General features: G+C 70.8%; 15 protein-coding genes and 2 tRNA genes. 5 read left to right on the plus strand and 12 right to left on the minus strand.

Going from position 1 to position 16,155, the window contains the following annotated elements; all coding sequences use genetic code 11:
* Positions 1–35 precede the first annotated feature (35 nt).
* The 4 genes from IEY21_RS00200 to IEY21_RS00215 form a co-directional block, all read right to left on the minus strand.
* Entirely contained in the window at positions 36–656 is a 621-nt protein-coding gene (locus tag IEY21_RS00200; protein WP_188900118.1) for an IMPACT family protein, read from the minus strand.
* Positions 653–1,264 carry an NUDIX domain-containing protein gene (locus tag IEY21_RS00205; RefSeq protein ID WP_188900120.1) on the minus strand — a complete coding sequence of 204 codons (612 nt, stop codon included), beginning with the start codon at positions 1,262–1,264 and terminating at the stop codon, positions 653–655. Before IEY21_RS00205 ends, IEY21_RS00200 begins: the two co-directional genes overlap by 4 nt.
* Before the next feature lie 100 nt (positions 1,265–1,364).
* Positions 1,365–1,439: transfer RNA gene (locus IEY21_RS00210), tRNA-Val, on the minus strand.
* A 40-nt stretch (positions 1,440–1,479) separates the two neighbouring features.
* A tRNA-Cys gene (locus IEY21_RS00215) sits at positions 1,480–1,553 on the minus strand.
* Positions 1,554–1,684: 131 nt separating this feature from the next.
* Between IEY21_RS00215 and IEY21_RS00220 the strand changes: the two genes are divergently transcribed.
* Entirely contained in the window at positions 1,685–2,590 is a 906-nt protein-coding gene (locus IEY21_RS00220; RefSeq protein WP_188900122.1) for a glycerophosphodiester phosphodiesterase family protein, read from the plus strand.
* A 69-nt stretch (positions 2,591–2,659) separates the two neighbouring features.
* Here the strand turns inward: IEY21_RS00220 and IEY21_RS00225 are convergent, their stop codons facing one another.
* Both IEY21_RS00225 and IEY21_RS00230 read right to left on the minus strand, forming a co-directional pair.
* Entirely contained in the window at positions 2,660–3,877 is a 1,218-nt protein-coding gene (locus tag IEY21_RS00225) for an adenylosuccinate synthase (protein WP_188900124.1), read from the minus strand.
* Between the two features lie 168 nt (positions 3,878–4,045).
* Positions 4,046–4,465 carry a secondary thiamine-phosphate synthase enzyme YjbQ gene (locus tag IEY21_RS00230; protein WP_188900126.1) on the minus strand — a complete coding sequence of 140 codons (420 nt, stop codon included), beginning with the start codon at positions 4,463–4,465 and terminating at the stop codon, positions 4,046–4,048.
* 53 nt (positions 4,466–4,518) lie between these two features.
* On the opposite strand from IEY21_RS00230, the gene IEY21_RS00235 reads away from it, so the two are divergent.
* Complete coding sequence (locus tag IEY21_RS00235; protein WP_188900128.1) at positions 4,519–5,790, plus strand: hydroxyacid-oxoacid transhydrogenase; 1,272 nt, start codon at positions 4,519–4,521, stop codon at positions 5,788–5,790.
* A 19-nt stretch (positions 5,791–5,809) separates the two neighbouring features.
* On the opposite strand, the gene IEY21_RS00240 is transcribed toward IEY21_RS00235, so the two are convergent.
* Both IEY21_RS00240 and IEY21_RS00245 read right to left on the minus strand, forming a co-directional pair.
* The gene (locus tag IEY21_RS00240) at positions 5,810–7,273 is read right to left on the minus strand and encodes a GGDEF domain-containing protein (protein ID WP_188900134.1); all 1,464 of its coding nucleotides are present in this window, start codon (positions 7,271–7,273) and stop codon (positions 5,810–5,812) included.
* A complete protein-coding gene (locus IEY21_RS00245; RefSeq protein ID WP_188900136.1) occupies positions 7,257–8,798 on the minus strand; it encodes a FecR family protein in 1,542 nt (513 codons plus the stop codon). The genes IEY21_RS00240 and IEY21_RS00245 overlap by 17 nt, the downstream gene beginning before the upstream one ends.
* A 65-nt stretch (positions 8,799–8,863) precedes the next feature.
* Here IEY21_RS00245 and abc-f point away from each other — a divergent pair, with 65 nt between their 5' ends.
* The gene (gene abc-f, locus IEY21_RS00250) at positions 8,864–10,774 is read left to right on the plus strand and encodes a ribosomal protection-like ABC-F family protein (RefSeq protein ID WP_188900138.1); all 1,911 of its coding nucleotides are present in this window, start codon (positions 8,864–8,866) and stop codon (positions 10,772–10,774) included.
* Between the two features lie 59 nt (positions 10,775–10,833).
* On the opposite strand, the gene IEY21_RS00255 is transcribed toward abc-f, so the two are convergent.
* From IEY21_RS00255 to IEY21_RS00275, 4 genes are all read right to left on the minus strand, one after another.
* The gene (locus IEY21_RS00255; RefSeq protein WP_188900140.1) at positions 10,834–11,508 is read right to left on the minus strand and encodes a phosphoribosyltransferase; all 675 of its coding nucleotides are present in this window, start codon (positions 11,506–11,508) and stop codon (positions 10,834–10,836) included.
* 103 nt (positions 11,509–11,611) lie between these two features.
* Positions 11,612–12,439 carry a nucleoside/nucleotide kinase family protein gene (locus IEY21_RS00265; RefSeq protein WP_229752716.1) on the minus strand — a complete coding sequence of 276 codons (828 nt, stop codon included), beginning with the start codon at positions 12,437–12,439 and terminating at the stop codon, positions 11,612–11,614.
* 18 nt (positions 12,440–12,457) lie between these two features.
* The gene (locus IEY21_RS00270) at positions 12,458–13,678 is read right to left on the minus strand and encodes a toxic anion resistance protein (protein WP_188900144.1); all 1,221 of its coding nucleotides are present in this window, start codon (positions 13,676–13,678) and stop codon (positions 12,458–12,460) included.
* Positions 13,679–13,806: 128 nt separating this feature from the next.
* On the minus strand, positions 13,807–14,373 hold the full coding sequence (locus IEY21_RS00275; protein WP_188900146.1) for a flagellar hook assembly protein FlgD: 567 nt from the start codon (positions 14,371–14,373) through the stop codon (positions 13,807–13,809).
* A 150-nt stretch (positions 14,374–14,523) separates the two neighbouring features.
* Between IEY21_RS00275 and gatC the strand changes: the two genes are divergently transcribed.
* Together gatC and serS are read left to right on the plus strand one after the other, a co-directional pair.
* Positions 14,524–14,814: an Asp-tRNA(Asn)/Glu-tRNA(Gln) amidotransferase subunit GatC gene (gene gatC / locus IEY21_RS00280; protein WP_188900148.1), complete on the plus strand. Its 291-nt coding sequence runs from the start codon at positions 14,524–14,526 to the stop codon at positions 14,812–14,814.
* Positions 14,815–16,092, plus strand: a complete 1,278-nt coding sequence (gene serS / locus IEY21_RS00285) for a serine--tRNA ligase (RefSeq protein WP_188900150.1) — start codon at positions 14,815–14,817, stop codon at positions 16,090–16,092.
* The last annotated feature ends 63 nt before the right edge of the window (positions 16,093–16,155 follow it).

Here is a 16,155-nt window from a genome sequence, read left to right on the forward strand (position 1 = left end):
AGAGGAGCGGCACGTTCACGCCATCCGGTCCGGACTCAGGGCGCGGCCTCCCCACCCACCTCGGCCTCGCCCCGGGTGCCGTCGCGCAGCGCCGCCGCAAAGGCGTCGGCGTCGCCGGGATACACCGCCACGGCCAGCGTGATGCCCGAGGCCGTGTACGCCTCCTCGCCGCGCACGGTATCGAAGGTGTCGAGCAGGTGGTACAGCGCTCCCAGGTGTTCAAACGGCACGGCCACCGACAGGGTCTGGCGGGGCCGCACCTCCAGTTTGGGGGCCGTGCGCAGACACTCGGCCGCCGCACCGCCATAGGCCCGCACCAGCCCGCCGGTGCCCAGCTTGACGCCGCCGTAGTAGCGCACAACCACGGCCATGACGTGATCCACGCCCTGACCCTCAATGGCCCGCAGCATGGGTGCCCCTGCCGTGCCGCCCGGCTCGCCATCGTCGTTGAAGCGGTACAGCGCGCCGATGCGGTAGGCCCAGCAGTGGTGGGTGGCGTCGGGGTAGCGCGCCCGGACCTCGCTCAGAAAGGCCAGCGCCTGCTCCGGCGTGTCGGCCCGCGCGGCGAAGGCCAGGAACTCGCTGTTCTCCACCACATCGCTGTGGCGGTGCTCGCCGGCCAGAGTGGTGAAGGGATCGGGAAGCCCGGCGCTCACAGCAAGCCGCGCTCCACCAGATGCCTCCGCGCGTGCCACAACGTCAGGCTGCTGGGGCCGTCTCCTATCTCACCGGCCTCCAGCATGCGGTAGGCTTCGGGCAACGGCACGACCAGCCGCTCGATGGTCTCGGTGTCCTCGTGCTGCATGTCGCCCAGCACCACATTCAGCGCCAGGGTGGCGTAGAAGACCACGCCGCTGATGCTGGGCTGGGGATAGAAGCCGGGCAGCGGCACCCACTCGCCCGCCACGCCGCCGACCTCCTCCAGCAGTTCGCGGGCGGCGGCGGGCACGAGGTCCTCGCCGCGTTCCACGCCCCCCGCCACAACCTCGGTGATGGTGGCGCGCAGCGGATAGCGGTACTGGCGGATCAGCACGGCCTCGCCGGCGGGCGTGACCGGCAGCACGAACACGGCGCGCGGCCCCCGCGGACGGTACTGGTACAGCGTCTCCACACCGGGGCGGACCTGCACGCGGTCTTCCAAGACCACCCGGAAGCCGTCCACCAGCACGCGGGTGGACAGCGTGTTCCAGGGCCGGGACTCGTCCTCGGTCAGCGTGGCCCAGTTCGGATGAGCTGTGGGGGGCGCCGGGCGGGAATCGCTCATGGCCCCAGGCTAGAGCATTTGCCCGCCGCGCGGCCCGCTCTGGCCGGGTCCCCGGCGCGGCGGTGCCAAGAAAAAACCCCCGCCTGAGCGGGAGTTCTCTTGGTAGAACCGAGGGGATTTGAACCCCTGACCCCTACCGTGTCAAGGTAGTGCTCTACCCCTGAGCTACGGTTCTACAACGGGCACTGTGCAGGAAAACGCTGTGCAGAAAAACTTGGAGGCGCTGACCGGACTCGAACCGGTGGTGGAGGTTTTGCAGACCTCTGCCTTACCACTTGGCTACAGCGCCGAAACCCTGAAGACATCTGGGGGCCATGATCTGGCAGGTCTCTCCTCTCCAGCGGAAGGAATGTTAGCACGCTCCCGTAAGCCTGTAAACGGGGGCACCGGGCACGCGCCGCGCCCGCTAGACTTGGGGTCATGAAAAAACGGACGCGGGGACGCGGGGGCCTGCTGGGGCTGGCGGTGGCGGGCGTGCTGGCGGGCTGCGGCAGGACGCCTCAGGCGGAGCAGCCCCAGCCGTTCATCACCGGGCGGGTGTGGAACGTGGCCCACCAGGGCGGGGAACTGCTGTGGCCCAGCAACACCATGCTGGCGTTCCGCAACGCCGCGAAGCTGGGCGTGGACATGCTCGACACCGACATGCACGCCACCAAGGACGGCGTGCTCGTGCTGGCGCACGACGAGACCCTGGACCGCCTGACCGACACACAGGGCCGGATTGCCGATCTGACGCTGGCCGAGGTGCGGGCGGCGGACGCGGGGTATACCCTGTCGCCCGACGGTGGCCAGACCTTTCCGTTCCGCGCTCAGGGTGTGCAGGTGGCCACCCTGTCCGAAGTGCTCAGCGAATTTCCGGAGATGCCGCTGTCCATCGAGATCAAGCAGGTCACGCCCAGCCTGGGGGTTCCGTTCTGCCGGGCGCTGCGTGTGGCCGGGGCCACCGGGCGGGTGATCGTGTCCAGCTTCAGCGACGTGGCCATGCAGGAGTTCCGCGCCGCGTGCCCCGAGGTGATCACGAGCATGACCGAGCGGGAACTGCGCCCGCTGGTGCTGCTGAGCAAGATCGGGCTGGCGGGTCTGGCGCCGCTGCCCGGCCGGTCGGCGCAGGTGCCGCTGCGCGCGGGCGGGATCGAGGTGGTCACGCCCGCGTTCGTGAAGGCCATGCACCGCCGGGGCGTGTCCGTGCAGGTCTGGACCATCAACGATGAGGCCACGATGCGCCGCCTGATCGCCATGGGCGTGGACGGCATCCTGACCGACGATCCGGTGCTGCTGGGGCGGGTGCTTGCCGGGACAGGTCAGGCGGGGCCAGCAGGACAATAAAACCAGCAGAACAAGCAAACACGGAGCGGAACCCGCAGGCTCCGCTCCGTCATGCCCTCCGGGTCCGGATCAGTTCCAGTTCACCGCGCCGTAGGTCTGCTCGCGGGCCGGGCCGCAGGAGAAGATCACGACCGGACAGTTCACGGTCTCCTCGATCAGGTCCAGATAGGCCTGGGCCTCCTTGGGCAGCGTGGCGCGGCTGTCCGCGCCGTCGGTGGTGGTCCAGCCGGGCATGTTCCGGTAGACCGGCTGACCGTCGGCGTCATAGCCCACGCATACGGGAATGGTGTCCAGGCCCGCCAGGATGTCCATCTTGTTGATGACCAGACCGTCGAGGCCGTTGACGTCCACGGCGTATTTCAGCAGCGCCAGGTCCAACCAGCCCACCCGGCGCGGGCGGCCGGTGGTCGTGCCGAACTCGTCCCAGGGCTTGCTGCCGTCGCCGCGCAGGCGCAGGATCTCGTCTGCCCCCGAGACCTCGGTGACGAAGGGACCATGCCCGACGCGGGTGTTGAAGGCCTTGGCGACGCCGTACACCTTGTGCAGCGCCTTGTGGTTGACGCCCGCGCCGACCAGGATGCCGCCCACGGTGGGGTGGGAGCTGGTCACGAAGGGGTAGGTGCCATAGTTCAGGTCCAGCAGCGTGGCCTGGGCGCCCTCGAATAGCACGTTGCGGCCCTCGGTGATGGCTTGGCGCAGCTGCGCTCCGGTGTCCTGCACGAAGGGCAGCAGCGCCTCGCGGGTGGGGGCCAGGGCGTCCAGGGCCACCTCCACGCTGGTCCAGCCCGCGTCGCGGGTGCTGTTGGGCTTGGCCTCCAGCAGCCGTTCCAGGCGCTCGCGCAGCACGCTGTCGTCGGCCAGATCGCCGAAGCGCAGGCCCACGCGCCGGGCGCGGTCGGCGTAGGCCGGGCCGATGCCGCGCCCGGTGGTGCCCACGAAATCCTTGCGGCCGTCCACATACTTGTGGTGTGGCAGCACCAGATGGGCGCGGTCACTGATGCGCAGTTCCGGGCTCAGACCCGCGTTCAGCAGGTTCTGGCGTTCTTCCAGGAACTTGTCGGCATCGATCACCATGCCGTCGCCCAGGATGCTCACTGCCCCGGGATGCAGCACGCCGCTGGGCAGCAGGTTCAGCTTGAAGGTCTGACCCTTGGCCGTGACCGTGTGCCCGGCATTCGCGCCGCCCTGAAAACGCACCACGTATTCCGCTTGCGGAGCCAGGAAATCGGTGATCTTTCCCTTGCCCTCGTCGCCCCACTGCGCCCCTAAAATTGCAATTCCAGGCATCTCAGCCCTCCGGCCATGCGCGCAGACTTGTTCTTTGTTGCCGGATGACAAAAAAAACACGGCGCACGGCACCGTGCCTCAGCTTAGTGGATGGCGGTGGCAAGGGGGTGAGGTTGTGTAGGGGTAGGGAAGGAGTGGGGGCACGCGGGGTGAGGGGGGGGGGCAGCGCTACTCCCCCGTCAGCGTCAGCACCAGCCGCCGCGCGCCGCCGCTGTCACGGTGTTCGCACAGGTACAGGCCCTGCCACGTGCCCAGGGCCAGCCGTCCCTGCCGCACCGGGAGGCTCAGGCTGGCGCCCAGCACACTCGCCTTGATGTGCGCGGCCATGTCGTCATCGCCCTCCAGGGTGTGCTCGAAGTCGGCCCAGCCGTCGGGCACGGCGTGGTTGAAGTAGCGCTCGAAGTCACGCCGCACGTCGGGACTGGCATTCTCGCTGACGGTCAGGCTGGCGGAGGTGTGCTGGATAAAGACGTGCAGCAGCCCCACCTGCACGCGGGCAAGCTCGGGCAGCGCCGAGAGCACCTCGCGCGTGATGAGGTGAAAGCCGCGCGGAAACGGTCTGAGGGTCAACTCGCGTTGGTGCCACATGCCGCCCAGCGTACGCCGCAGTTGCTACAGTCAGCCGCATCAGGGGGCAAACCATGAACGACGAACGGGAGAGGATTTTTACCGTGGAGGCCACGCCGGTCAAGTTTGGTCCCGGCGCGGCGCTGGACACTGGCTGGGAGCTGCGGCGGCTGGGGGCGCGGCGGGTGTTTTTCGTGGTGGACCCCGAGGTGCTGCGGCTGGGGCTGGCCGACGCCGTGCTGGACAGTGTCCGCACCGAGGGCATTGAGGTCACCGTGTATTCGGACGTGGAAACCGAGCCGACGCTGGCGTGCTTCGAGCGGGCCGTGGCGGCGGCGCGTGCAGCTGACGCCGACGCCTTCGCCGCGTTGGGCGGCGGCAGCGCCATCGACATCGCCAAGGTGGCGAATCTGGTGGTCTCGGACGGGGGCGCGATCATGGAGTACGTGAACGCGCCGGTGGGTGGGGGCCGTCAGCCGGCGGGGGCGCTGCGCCCGCTGCTGGCCATTCCCACCACCCCCGGCAGCGGCTCGGAGGCCACCACCGTCGCCATCCTCGACCTGCCGGAACTGCGGATCAAGACGGGCATCAGCCACCGCCGTCTGCGGCCCACGCAGGCCATTGTGGACCCGGAGCTGACCCGCAGCGCCCCCGCCGCCGTCACCGCCTCGGCGGGGCTGGACGTGGTGTGCCACGCCGCCGAGAGCTTTCTGAGCCGCCCCTACACCACCCGTGAGCGGCCCGCTACACCCGGCGACCGCCCCCCGTACCAGGGCAGCAATCCGGTGGCGGACGTGTGGTCGGCCCAGGCGCTGCGCAGCGGGGGCCGGTACCTGCGCCGCGCGGTCCACGATGCGGGCGACGGCGAGGCCCGCGGAGCCATGATGCTCAGCGCCACCATGGCGGGGGTGGGCTTCGGCTCGGCGGGCGTCCACATTCCGCACGCCTGCGCGTATCCGCTCGCGGGCCTCAGACACGTGTACCAGCACCCCGGATACCCCGGCGACAAGCGCTTCGTGCCGCACGGCTTCAGCGTGATCGTGACCGCGCCCGCCGCCTTCCGCTTCACCTTTGACAGCGATCCGGCCAAGCATCTGGAGGCCGCCACGCTGCTCACCGGGCAGACCTACGCCCCGGACGACCGCGAGGCCTTGCCCCGTGCCCTGCTGGCGCTGATGCGGGATGTCGGTGCGCCGCTGGGCATCCGCGAGTTTGGCTACGACGACCTGGATATTCCGGCGCTGGTGGACGGAGCCATGAAGCAGCAGCGGCTGTTGAACGTGGCTCCCCGCTCCCCCAGCGCCAGTGATCTGGAACGGATTTTTGCCGAATCCATGGACGGCTGAAGGGGAGGGAGCCTGGGGCTCAGCCGTCTCGTTGTTCGCGCTGATACTTGGCGCGGTAGCGGCTGCGGCTGGCCGCCTCGATCAGATCGTTGGGGGTGGCGGTGTCCGGACCGGTCAGGGCGCCGCCGACATTGGCCCGCAGCGTGAGGTCGCGGTAGGTCACGGCCCCCAGTGACTCCTGCATGCGCGCGGTCAGGGTGGTGAGTTCGGGGGCGCTGGTGTTGTCCAGCAGCACGGCGAACTCGTCGGGCCCCCAGCGGAAGATCAGGTCGCCGCGGCGTTTGTGCGGGCCAATCCGGGCGGCCAGGTCGCGCAGCAGCTCGTCTCCGGCGGGGCGTCCGTAGGCCTCGTTCACCTTGCGAAAGCCGCTGAGATCAATCAGCAGCAGGCCCAGCGGCCGGGTGCGCCGTCCCTGCCAGCGGCCTTCGAGGGCGCGGGTAAAGGCCAGGCGGTTGCCCAGGCCGGTCAGCGGATCACGCACCCCCAGATTGCGCAGGATCCACCAGCGTTCCAGCGCCACCAGCGCAGTGCCCAGGATGGCCGACAGAGAGACCGACATGCCCGGAAACAGCACGTTGAGCTGCCACAGCGGCGCGGCCAGGGCCAGCGTCCCCAGCGCCAGCACAAAGCCCCACAGCCCGCGCAGGGCCGCGGCCAGGGCGGCCACCCCCATGCACAGCACCAGCGTGAGCCACAGCGGCACCTTGACCAGCGGCGGTCCCAGCAGGGTGGACACGGCCCGCGCCTGCAGCAGCACGGCGGGCAGGGCCGCGCCCGCCGTGTCGCGCCACGCTGCGCCCGGCTGGCCCTCGGCGGTCAGGCCGATCAGAACCACCCGGCCCTGCAGATCGCCGAAGCGCACATTGCCGTTCACCACATCGCGGAAGGGAATCACCGACAGCCGTGCCGGATCGCTGCGAAAGCGCCGCAACAGCCGGGGCGCCGTGTCCAGCGGCACCGGCTGTCCGGCGCTGACGGCAAGCTGCCGCACGAAACTGGGCTGCAATTCGCCCCGCCGGTCCGGGTAGGCGGTCTGGAAGGTGCGGACCACGCCCTCCCGGTCGGCGTCCAGGGTGCTGACTCCGTTCAGGGAGCGCCGGCCCGGTGCCGGCAGTGCCGCCGCGCCCGGCTCGGTGGCCAGGACCATGTTGGGCCGGGCAAACAGCTCGCGCAGGCCGGACTGGTCCCGGACAAGCTGGGCGAGCTTGACGTCCAGCCCGATGGTCTGCACGCCGGCCTCATCCAGGGTCCGCAGCGCCTGGGCATACAGATCGGCCGGCCACGCCTCCAGGCGGCCATAGTCGCGCAGCGTGGCGTCGTCGATGCCGACCACGACCACGCGGGGTTCAGGCGGGCTGGGCAGCGCGCGGTTCAGGGCGTCCCACAGCGCGGCGTCGCCGGGCAGCAGGGCAAGTGCGGCGGCGAGCAGCGCCGCCGCCGGCACGGTGTAGCGCCTCAGGGTGCGTTCAGGGGAGGACCGCATCACTCTCGTTTCCGGCCTCGTCGCGCACGGTGACCCGGACCGGTGTACCGGGTGGGGGAGCGGGCAGGGGCAGCTCGAAGGTGCCGGCGCTGCCCCGCAGCGGCACACTTCGTTCAAAGCGGTTCTCGCCCAGGGTCACGGCCACGGTGAGGCGCTCGCGGCCCGTGCCTGCGTCCTCATCGCGTACGGCGCCGCGCAGGGTCAGCACGTTGCCGCTGCGCTGGGTCTGCACCGCGCCCAGGGTGGGCGGCGTGCGGTCCACCGTGAAGCGCAGCGTGCGGGTGCGCAGCTGCCCGCGCCACTCGGCCCGCACCACCACGGTGTGGGGCCCCTCGGGCAGCGGCGCGTCGGTGGGATCCAGGCGGAACCGGCCCGCCTGACCCGCCACCGGAGACAGGGGATAGCGGCGGGTGCCCACCTGCGCGGTGACGCGTGCGCCGGGGGCGCTGCCCTGCGGCACGCCGCGCACCGTCACGTTCAGGGCGAGGCGCTGCACCCGGCCCGGCACCGCGTCCACCTGCAGGGTGAGCGGCTGCGCGAGTTCGGCGTCCAGGTTCTGGTTCAGGTCGCCCGCCGCGGCCACATCCGGGCGGTCCACGGGCGCGGCGCCGAAGGTCTGTTTCAGGCCCCCCCCGCTCACCGCGAAGACGCTGCCGCGCAGGGCGCTGCCCAGCAGGGCCGTGCCTCCCTGGGGCCGCGAGGGCGAGACGTTCCACGCGCTGCCGCGGGTGAGCTGCAGGGCCGTGTCGGCGCCGCTCCGCAGCACGTTCAGCTCGCTGCTCGCCTGCAGGCGCAGGTAGCCGCCGCCCGAAAAGCCCACCTCGGCCCACGCTCCCTGGCCGGTGCTCAGGCGCTGCCCCGGCGCCAGCGTCCGGCCCACCTGGGCGATCTCGCGGGTGTCATCCGTGAGGTACACCGGCCCGCGCGTGGCCTGCACGGTGGCGCGGCCCACGCCCCGCAGCTGCGGGGCATACCACAGGTCCGTCTCGGCGTAGGCGGTCACGGCCCCGCTGTCCAGGTCCACCTGCCGCCCGCTGCCCAGCAGCACCACCCGGCCGGGCAGCGCCAGGCGGCCACTGCCCGCGAGCAGGGCGATCCGGCGCTCCCCGCCGATCAGGTCCACCCGCGCCTGCGCGCGGCCCTCCAGCACCAGATGGCGGCCCAGCACGAAGACCGCCAGCGGCCCCACCAGCAGAAACTGCCCGGAGCGCAGGGCCGCCTCGCCGCCCGACACGCCGAGCAGCGCCTGCGGGCCGGCCAGCACCTGACCGGCCCGGCCGGTGGCGGTGCTCGACAGCCACGCGCGGCCTCCCTCTCCGGTGCGCAGTCCCTGGCTTACCGCCGCGCCGGAGTGGGCCGGCTGCCAGCCGCTGCCGGCACTCAGCTCGGCGCGGCCCTCGATCTGCTCGACCCGCAGCGTGGCCTCCGCGGCGCTCTGTGCCGCGGCGGAGGCGCCGGGTGAGGCGACAGACACGCCCGCCGCCAGCACGGCGGCGAGCAGCCCTGGGGAGGCGGCGACACGCACGCCCGCAGTCTAGCGGCAAAACACCCGCCGGGGCGTGCGGCCCACCCCCGGCTATACTGCCCCGCGTGCTTGTCGCCGCCGCAGATGCCACCAAGGAATACGGACCGCTGACGGTGCTGGACGGAGTCAATTTTGCCGTGCAGCCCGGCGACCGGGTGGGGCTGGTGGGCCGCAACGGAGCCGGCAAGTCCACCCTGCTGAAGTTGCTGACCGGCCAGCTGGCCCCCGATGGCGGCAGCGTGCGCCGCGCTCCCGGCGTGCGTGTGCGCGCGCTGCAGCAGGACCCGGTGTTCGCCCCGGACGCCACGGTGGACAGTGTGCTGGACGCCGCGTTTCATGACCTTGACGCCCTGGAGGCCGAGCTGGCCCAGGCCGCTGCCGAGATGGAGCGGGGCACCCCCGAGAGCATCCTGCACCACGAGGCGGTGCTGGAGCACTACATCCGGCGCGGGGGCTTTGAGCGGCGCAGCCGCAAGGAGGCCGTGACCCTGGCCTTCGGCTTCCGGGGGCGCGAGACGGCGGCGGCCTCCAGCCTCAGCGGCGGCGAACGCACCCGCCTGGGCCTGGCGGCCCTGCTCGTCGAGAACCCCGACGTGCTGCTGCTCGACGAGCCCACCAACCACCTCGACATCGTGATGGTCGAGTGGCTGGAGACCTTTCTGGCCCGCTATCCCGGCGCGGTCCTGGTGATCAGCCACGACCGCACCTTCCTGGACACCGTGACCAACGAAACCGCCTACCTGCGCGGCGGCGGCCTGCGGGTGTATCCGGGCAACTACAGCGCCTTTCGCGCCGCGCTGGAGGCCGAACACGAACAACAGGCCGCCCGCGCCGCCCAGGACGCCCGGCAGGTCGCCTCTCTGCAGGCCAGCGCCGACCGCATGAAGATCTGGGGGCTGGGCATGAGCAAGCTCGCCCGCCGCGCCAAGGCCATGCAGGCCCGCGTGGACCGCATGCAGGCGCGCGCGACAGGTGCTCCGCCGCCCGAGGAACGCAGCGCCCGCATCACCTTTCACGCCCCCGAGAGCGGTGACATCGTGCTGGACGCCCGGCACCTGACCCGGGCCATTCCGGAAGAGAGCGGGGGGAGGCGCACGCTGTTTGCCGACGTGAATGTGCAGGTGCGCCGGGGCGAGCGCATCGCCATCATCGGGCGTAACGGAGCGGGCAAGACCACGCTGCTGCGCACGCTGCTGGGGCTGGAGCCCAGCGACGACCCGCGCGCGCGCGTGCTGACCGGGGCGCGGGTGGGGGTGGGGTACTACGATCAGGCGCTGCGCGGCGTGGAGCCGGACCAGACCCTCTACGACGTGGCCCGCGAGTACGTGCAGAAAGACCCCCAGGCCCACGATCTGCTGGGCACCTTCATGTTTCCCTACGATCAGCACGACAAGCCCGCCCGCATCCTCTCGGGCGGCGAGCGGGCGCGTCTGGCCCTGCTGAAACTCGCACAGGAGGACCGCAACCTGCTCGTGATGGACGAGCCGACCAACCACCTGGACATGGAGATGGTCGAGGCGCTGGAAGCCGCACTGGAAAACTTCGACGGCACCCTGATGATGGTCAGCCACGACCGCGCCTTTATCGAGGGCCTGGCCGACCGCATCTGGCTGATCGAGGACGGCGCCTTCTACGAATACCCCGGCTGGGAGGACTACCGCGCCAAGCACCGCACCCTGGCCGAGCGCGAGGCCGAGGCCGCCGCCGCCGCTCCGGTCAGCCGCACCGAGGTCAGGCCTGCGGCTCCCCGGGGCAAGGGCCTGTGGCACCTGAAGCGGGATCTGGAAGCCATTGAGGCCGACATCGCCCGTCTGGAGGCCGAGCTGGAACAGGCCCAGGCGGCCCTGAACAGCGCCCCGCCCGACGCCGACTTCACGGCGCTGGGGCAGGCGGCCCATGACCTGGAAGCGGCCCTGGAGCGCAAGATGGAGGAGTGGGGTACCAAGGGGGCCGAGGTAGAAGAAAAGGGCGGCTAGGTCTGCGGCCGAGCCGGAATCCTTTCTGGGTCCGGACTGTCCGGGTGCGGCAGATGGATTCAGGGAAGGTCGAGGGGAGCGTGGCCGGGGGCCAGGGGATGGGCCAGCCACGCGCGGACCTCCTCATCGGTGGTCTGCCCGAAGTCCCGGTAGAACTGGCCCACCGCGTGAAAATGGGCCGGGGTCCACAGGCAGACGACCTCGTCGGCCAGCGCCTGGAGTTCCCGGCAGGTGTCGGGCGGGGCCACCGGAACGGCCACGGCCACCCGGGCGGGCAACCGGGCGCGGACGGCCCGCAGCGCCGCGCGCAGGGTGGCCCCGGTTGCCACGCCGTCGTCAATAAGCAGCGCTGTCCATCCGGCCAGGGCCAGGGGGGGGCGCCCGCCCCGGTAGGCTGTTTCCCGGCGGATCAGCTCCGCTTTCTCGCGGGCCTCGGCGTCGGCCAGGGCCTGCGCCGATACTCCCGCGCGGCGCACCAGATCCTCGTTCAGAACCCGCACCCCCCCCGAGGCGATGGCCCCCATGGCCACCTCGGGCTGGCCCGGCAGCCCCAGCTTGCGCACCATGAGGACGTCCAGCGGCACGCCCAGAACGCGGGCAACCTGGGCGGCCACCGGCACGCCGCCGCGCGGCAGCCCCAGCGCGATGGTATGGGGCCAGGAGTGCAACTTGCTGAGGTGGACGGCGAGTTGCCGCCCCGCCTCCTGCCGGTTGTGGAACAGCGGATCAGCCATGGGGCACCTCCAGGTTCATTGTTCCGCCCACGCCGGCCCCACGCCGGTTCCTTTCTTTGATCAGGCTTGGGCAAGCCCTCACGGGCCTTTCAGACGCCGCCGCTCAGCCGGGTGCCACAGGCTGACTGGACGCTGTCCCCAGCCGCTCCAGGCACCCCCGCACAAAGGCCGTGGCCTGTGCCCGCACCCCGGATTCAAGGTCGGTGAGCGGGACGGCGAGGTCCGGGGCGTGCTGGATCAGGGCCGTCAGCCGGGGCTGCACGCTGGTGTCCGGGGTGGGGGCGGTACCCACAAAGGTGTCATGCCCCGGCACGGTTGTCCGCGAGCACGAAGGGCGCGTGCAGGTCGTTGTGGTCCACCACCACGCCCGCCCAGGCCTGGGGCTGCGCTTCACGGAAGTACAGCCGGTAGCCCTCCACATACCGGCGGTTGCTCTCGGCGTGCGGGTCGGGTGAGCCGTAACCGGGGCCCCGAGCGGTACCGAGACCGCGAACTCCACCTGCAGAAAGATGGAGTCGTACCACACTCCGCGCAACTCCGGGCGGTGCGGGAACAGACCATCCACGAGCAGGACGTGGCCGGGCCGGGCGGTGCGGACCTCCTGGACCACCGGCCGGTCGGCGGCCACGTCGAGAAGGGCGGTACGGTAGTGCAGAGAACCGCCCGGTCCCAGGGGCTCGAGCAGAGCGGACTTCAGCCCCGCAAGGTCGTGGGGACCGCGGTAGAAGCCCTCGGGCGAGTCCCGACCCCGCCGGTAGCGCACCGCCCGCGGGTGGTGAAGGTCATCGGCGCTGGCCCGGATCACGGTGTGGTTTTGCCCACGCAGCATGTCGGCCAGCTCGTCGGCGAAGCGCGCCGTCCACTCCGTCCACCGCCACGCGCAGCACGGGCTGCGCCGGTTGCCGGGCCAGCCGCTGCGCGAGCCGCTCAAGCAACGCCCGCCGGTTCGTCAAAGCTTCAGCTCGCCCTCGCGGGTCACGTTCAGGCCCTGGGCGACTTCACGGGCCACCCCCTGGCGCTCGCGGTCCAGGTAGGTCTGGGCCTGGGCCACCTCCTTGTCCAGCACGTGCATGGTCTCGGAAAAGCGTTCCAGGGCCTGCTGGCGGTAGCTGCTGATGGCGTCCAGTGCGCCGTACACGTCGCGGAAAGCTCCCTGGATGATCTGCGGGTCCACCGTGGCGCTCGCGGCCTGGCGCTGGATCTCGGTAGACTGCTGCTTGAGCAGGCTGGCCGTGGAGCCGATCATCTTGCCGGTCGTGTCGTTCAGGGCGGTGACCTGTCCCAGCACCGCGCCCTGGGTGCCCAGCGCCTGCGACACCATCAGCGCGGTCTTCAGGGCGCTGACGGTGGTGGTGGTGGCGCGGTCCACGCCCTTGATGAGTTCCAGGTTGTTGCGCCGCACCAGATCCAGCGCGAGGTAGCCCTGGATGCTCACGGCGAGCTGGGTCAGCAGGTCGGTCACGCGCTGGCGCACCGCGAACAGCAGTTCCTCGCTGACCATGCGGGCCTTTTCCGGGTCGGTGGTCTGCAACTCGGCCAGACGTTCGGTCAGGGCCTGATCCACCGCCTTGCCCACGTGGGCGTACTGCCGCAGCTTCTGCATGGTCTCCCACAGGTGCAGCTTCTCGGTCTCGATGGTCGCGTTGTCGCGCCGCAGCTCGTCCTGACCGCGGTACAGCGCCTCCAGGATACCGTTGAGGTGCGCCTGCGCACTCTGGTACTTGTCCATCGCGTTCTGGACCTTCTTCGCGCCCGGCAGAAGGCCAAACAGACGCCGCGGCGTGGGCGCGCGGCTGGGGTCCAGGTCCTCCACGGTGCGGCGCAGGTCGGTCAGGCTGTTGAGAATGTCGCTGCCCTCGGCGAGTGCGCCGCTGCGGGTGGCGCGCAGCGGGCGGTCGAGCATGCGGTTGCTCGTCTGCGCTGCGGCCCGCTGCTCGGGCAGGCCCAGGTCATGCACGGCGTCGAGCTTGCGCTTGAACTCGGGGCTATGGGTACCGGCGTTCAGCACGTCCACCGCAAAGGCGCGTGCCATGTCCTCCAGCCGGGCGCGGTCCTCGGGCGACAGGGGCACCATTTCCGGCGCGTCGTCGGGGGCCACGTTCCTCACCGCCGCCGGGGCGCTCAGGGTGGATTCGGGCGGGGTCAGCGGTCCGGGCTTGCCGTCAGTCATGCCTTCCATTACGCACCCAAACGGTGAGGGGTTGCATCCGGCAAAAGGCGGATCGGGGTGTGGACCGTGCGTGTGGGCGGATGGGAGGCGGGAGACGGCGGGGTCCGCGCCCTTTCCCCGGTGGTGGCTCAGCGCACCGTTACCGTAAAGTCCGCCGGACGGATCAGCACGCCCGCGCCGTCGAACACGCTGCGCAGGGTGTAGGTACCGGCGGGCAACGGCTGGCCCTGGATGCCCTGGCCCTCCCAGCGAATCTTCTGCAGCTCCGTCGTCTGTCCCGGATCCACGTCGGTGACCACCAGCTGCAGCGTGCATACGGTGTTCTGCGGATTGGGCCGGATGACCTGTCCCGCCGCGTTCACAACCTCGAAGCGCACGTTGCACGCGCCGTGTTCCAGATGAATCGCCTCGCTGCCGGTGTTTGTAAGGGTCACGGCCCAGGTGTTCGGCTGGCCCGCCCGAATGGTGGCCGGCCCGACGAGCTGCGCCCTGTGCGGCCGCGCCAGCGGCGGATTCCGGGCCGGCAGCGTGCTGACCGTGGGTGGAACCATGGGCGCGGGCGGGGCAGACTCCGGAGCGGGCGTGGCCGGGGCGCCGCTCCGGAGCGGCAGGGCCGGAATGTCCTGAACGCTGATCTGTGCGGATCCCAGGCCTGCGCCGAGCAGGGCCAGCGTGAACAGCAGATGTCGGCTCATGGCTCCACCCTGCCTGCGTGGGCCTGACGCCGGGTGAGGCGCGGTGAAGGCGGCGTTAAACCAATCCAGGGACGCCCTGGGCCGCCGGGGCGGGCGGGTCCAGGAGGACGGTGAGGACGTCCCCGGCACAGAGCTTCTATACTTCCCCCCATGATTGACGCGGCCCAGATCGAACACCTCGCCACCCTGGCGAGGCTGGAACTCACCCCCGAGGAGCGCGGGGCAATGCACGAAGACCTCAACCGCGTGCTGGGCTACTTCGAGCAGCTGCGCGCGGTGGACACCAGCGGCGTGGAGGAGATGCAGCGTCCCGTGGATCTGGTGAACGTCCTGCGCGACGACGTGCCCGGCGAGGCGTTCTCCGTGGACGTGGTGCGCGCTCTGGCTCCCGAGACCCAGGACGGATTCATCCGCGTGCCCCGCACGGTCGAGGCCGAGTAGATGCTGGACCTCAAATTCATCCGTGAGAATGCCGGAGCCGTGCGGCGCGCCATCGAGGTCAAGGGCGTCTCTCTGGATCTGGACGAACTGCTGACCGTGGACCGCGAGCTGCTGGGCCTCAAGCAGCGCGTCGAGGCCATGCAGGCCGAGCGCAACGCCAACGCCAAGCTGGTGCCCCGGGCCACGCCCGAGGAGCGCCCCGCCCTGATTCAGAAGGGCAAGGACTTGGGCGAGGAACTCAAGGGTCTGGAGCCTGCCCTGCGCGCCCATGAGGACGCCCTGAAACAGCTGCTGCTGCGCGTGCCGAACATCCCGCTGGACAGCGTGCCGCTGGGCGCCGATGACAGTGAGAACGTGGAGCTGCGCCGCGAGGGCACGCTGCCCCACTTTGGCTTCACGCCGCTGGACCACGTGGAACTGCTGGAGCGTCATGGCTGGAGCGACCCCGAACGGGTGGCGCAGGTGTCGGGCAGCCGCAGCTACCTGCTGAAGGGCGAGGCCGTGCTGCTGGAGATGGCCGTGCAGATGTTCGCGCTGGATTTCCTGGCGGGGCGCGGCTTCACTCCGCTGAGCACCAGCGCTCTGGTCAGGCCCGAGACGCTGGTGGGCAGCGGTCACTTTCCCGGCGGCGAGGATCAGGTCTACAAGATCGAGGGCGAGGAACTGATGCTGGCGGGCACCTCCGAGGTGCCGGTGAACAGCCTGTACGCCGGCGAGCAGTTGCCGCTCTCGGCCCTGCCCATCACCTTCGCGGCCATCAGCGCGGCCTTCCGCAGCGAGGCGGGATCGGCGGGGCGCGACGTGCGCGGACTGATCCGTGTGCACGAGTTCCGCAAGGTCGAGCAGTACGTGCTGTGCCGCGCCGACCAGACCGAGGCGCTGGCGTGGTTCGACCGGATTCTCAAGAATGCCGAGGACCTGCTCGCGGCCCTGGAACTGCCGTACCGCGTGGTGCAGAACTGCACCGGCGATATGGGGGCCGGCAAGGTCGTGATGTATGACATCGAGACCTGGGTGCCCAGCGAGCAGATGTACCGCGAGACGCATTCCTGCTCGTACCTGGGCGACTGGCAGGCCCGCCGCACCGGGCTGCGCTACCGCGACGAGGACGGCAAGCTGACGTATGCCCACACCCTGAACAACACCGGGATCGCCACGCCGCGCATCCTCGTTCCGTTCCTGGAAAACCATCAGCAGGCCGACGGCACCATCCGCATTCCGCAGGCGCTGCGGCCCTACCTGGGCGGCAAGGAGCGCCTGGGCCAGGCGGTGCGCTGAGCCACGGGCCGGTCCCGGAAACAGGGGATACCGGAAGCGGCGGGCCGGGGACGTTCTGAAGAT

The sequence above is a fragment of the Deinococcus aerophilus genome (genome assembly GCF_014647075.1).
Classification (GTDB): Bacteria; Deinococcota; Deinococci; order Deinococcales; family Deinococcaceae; genus Deinococcus; species Deinococcus aerophilus.

Coding starts and splice junctions, on each gene's coding strand:
- IEY21_RS00205 (WP_188900120.1), bottom strand. CDS start 1,264: ATGAGCGATTCCCGCCCGGCGCCCCCCACAGCTCATCCGAACTGGGCC.
- IEY21_RS00220 (WP_188900122.1), top strand. CDS start 1,685: ATGAAAAAACGGACGCGGGGACGCGGGGGCCTGCTGGGGCTGGCGGTG.
- IEY21_RS00225 (WP_188900124.1), bottom strand. CDS start 3,877: ATGCCTGGAATTGCAATTTTAGGGGCGCAGTGGGGCGACGAGGGCAAG.
- IEY21_RS00230 (WP_188900126.1), bottom strand. CDS start 4,465: ATGTGGCACCAACGCGAGTTGACCCTCAGACCGTTTCCGCGCGGCTTT.
- IEY21_RS00235 (WP_188900128.1), top strand. CDS start 4,519: ATGAACGACGAACGGGAGAGGATTTTTACCGTGGAGGCCACGCCGGTC.
- IEY21_RS00240 (WP_188900134.1), bottom strand. CDS start 7,273: ATGCGGTCCTCCCCTGAACGCACCCTGAGGCGCTACACCGTGCCGGCG.
- IEY21_RS00255 (WP_188900140.1), bottom strand. CDS start 11,508: ATGGCTGATCCGCTGTTCCACAACCGGCAGGAGGCGGGGCGGCAACTC.
- IEY21_RS00270 (WP_188900144.1), bottom strand. CDS start 13,678: ATGACTGACGGCAAGCCCGGACCGCTGACCCCGCCCGAATCCACCCTG.
- IEY21_RS00275 (WP_188900146.1), bottom strand. CDS start 14,373: ATGAGCCGACATCTGCTGTTCACGCTGGCCCTGCTCGGCGCAGGCCTG.
- gatC (WP_188900148.1), top strand. CDS start 14,524: ATGATTGACGCGGCCCAGATCGAACACCTCGCCACCCTGGCGAGGCTG.
- serS (WP_188900150.1), top strand. CDS start 14,815: ATGCTGGACCTCAAATTCATCCGTGAGAATGCCGGAGCCGTGCGGCGC.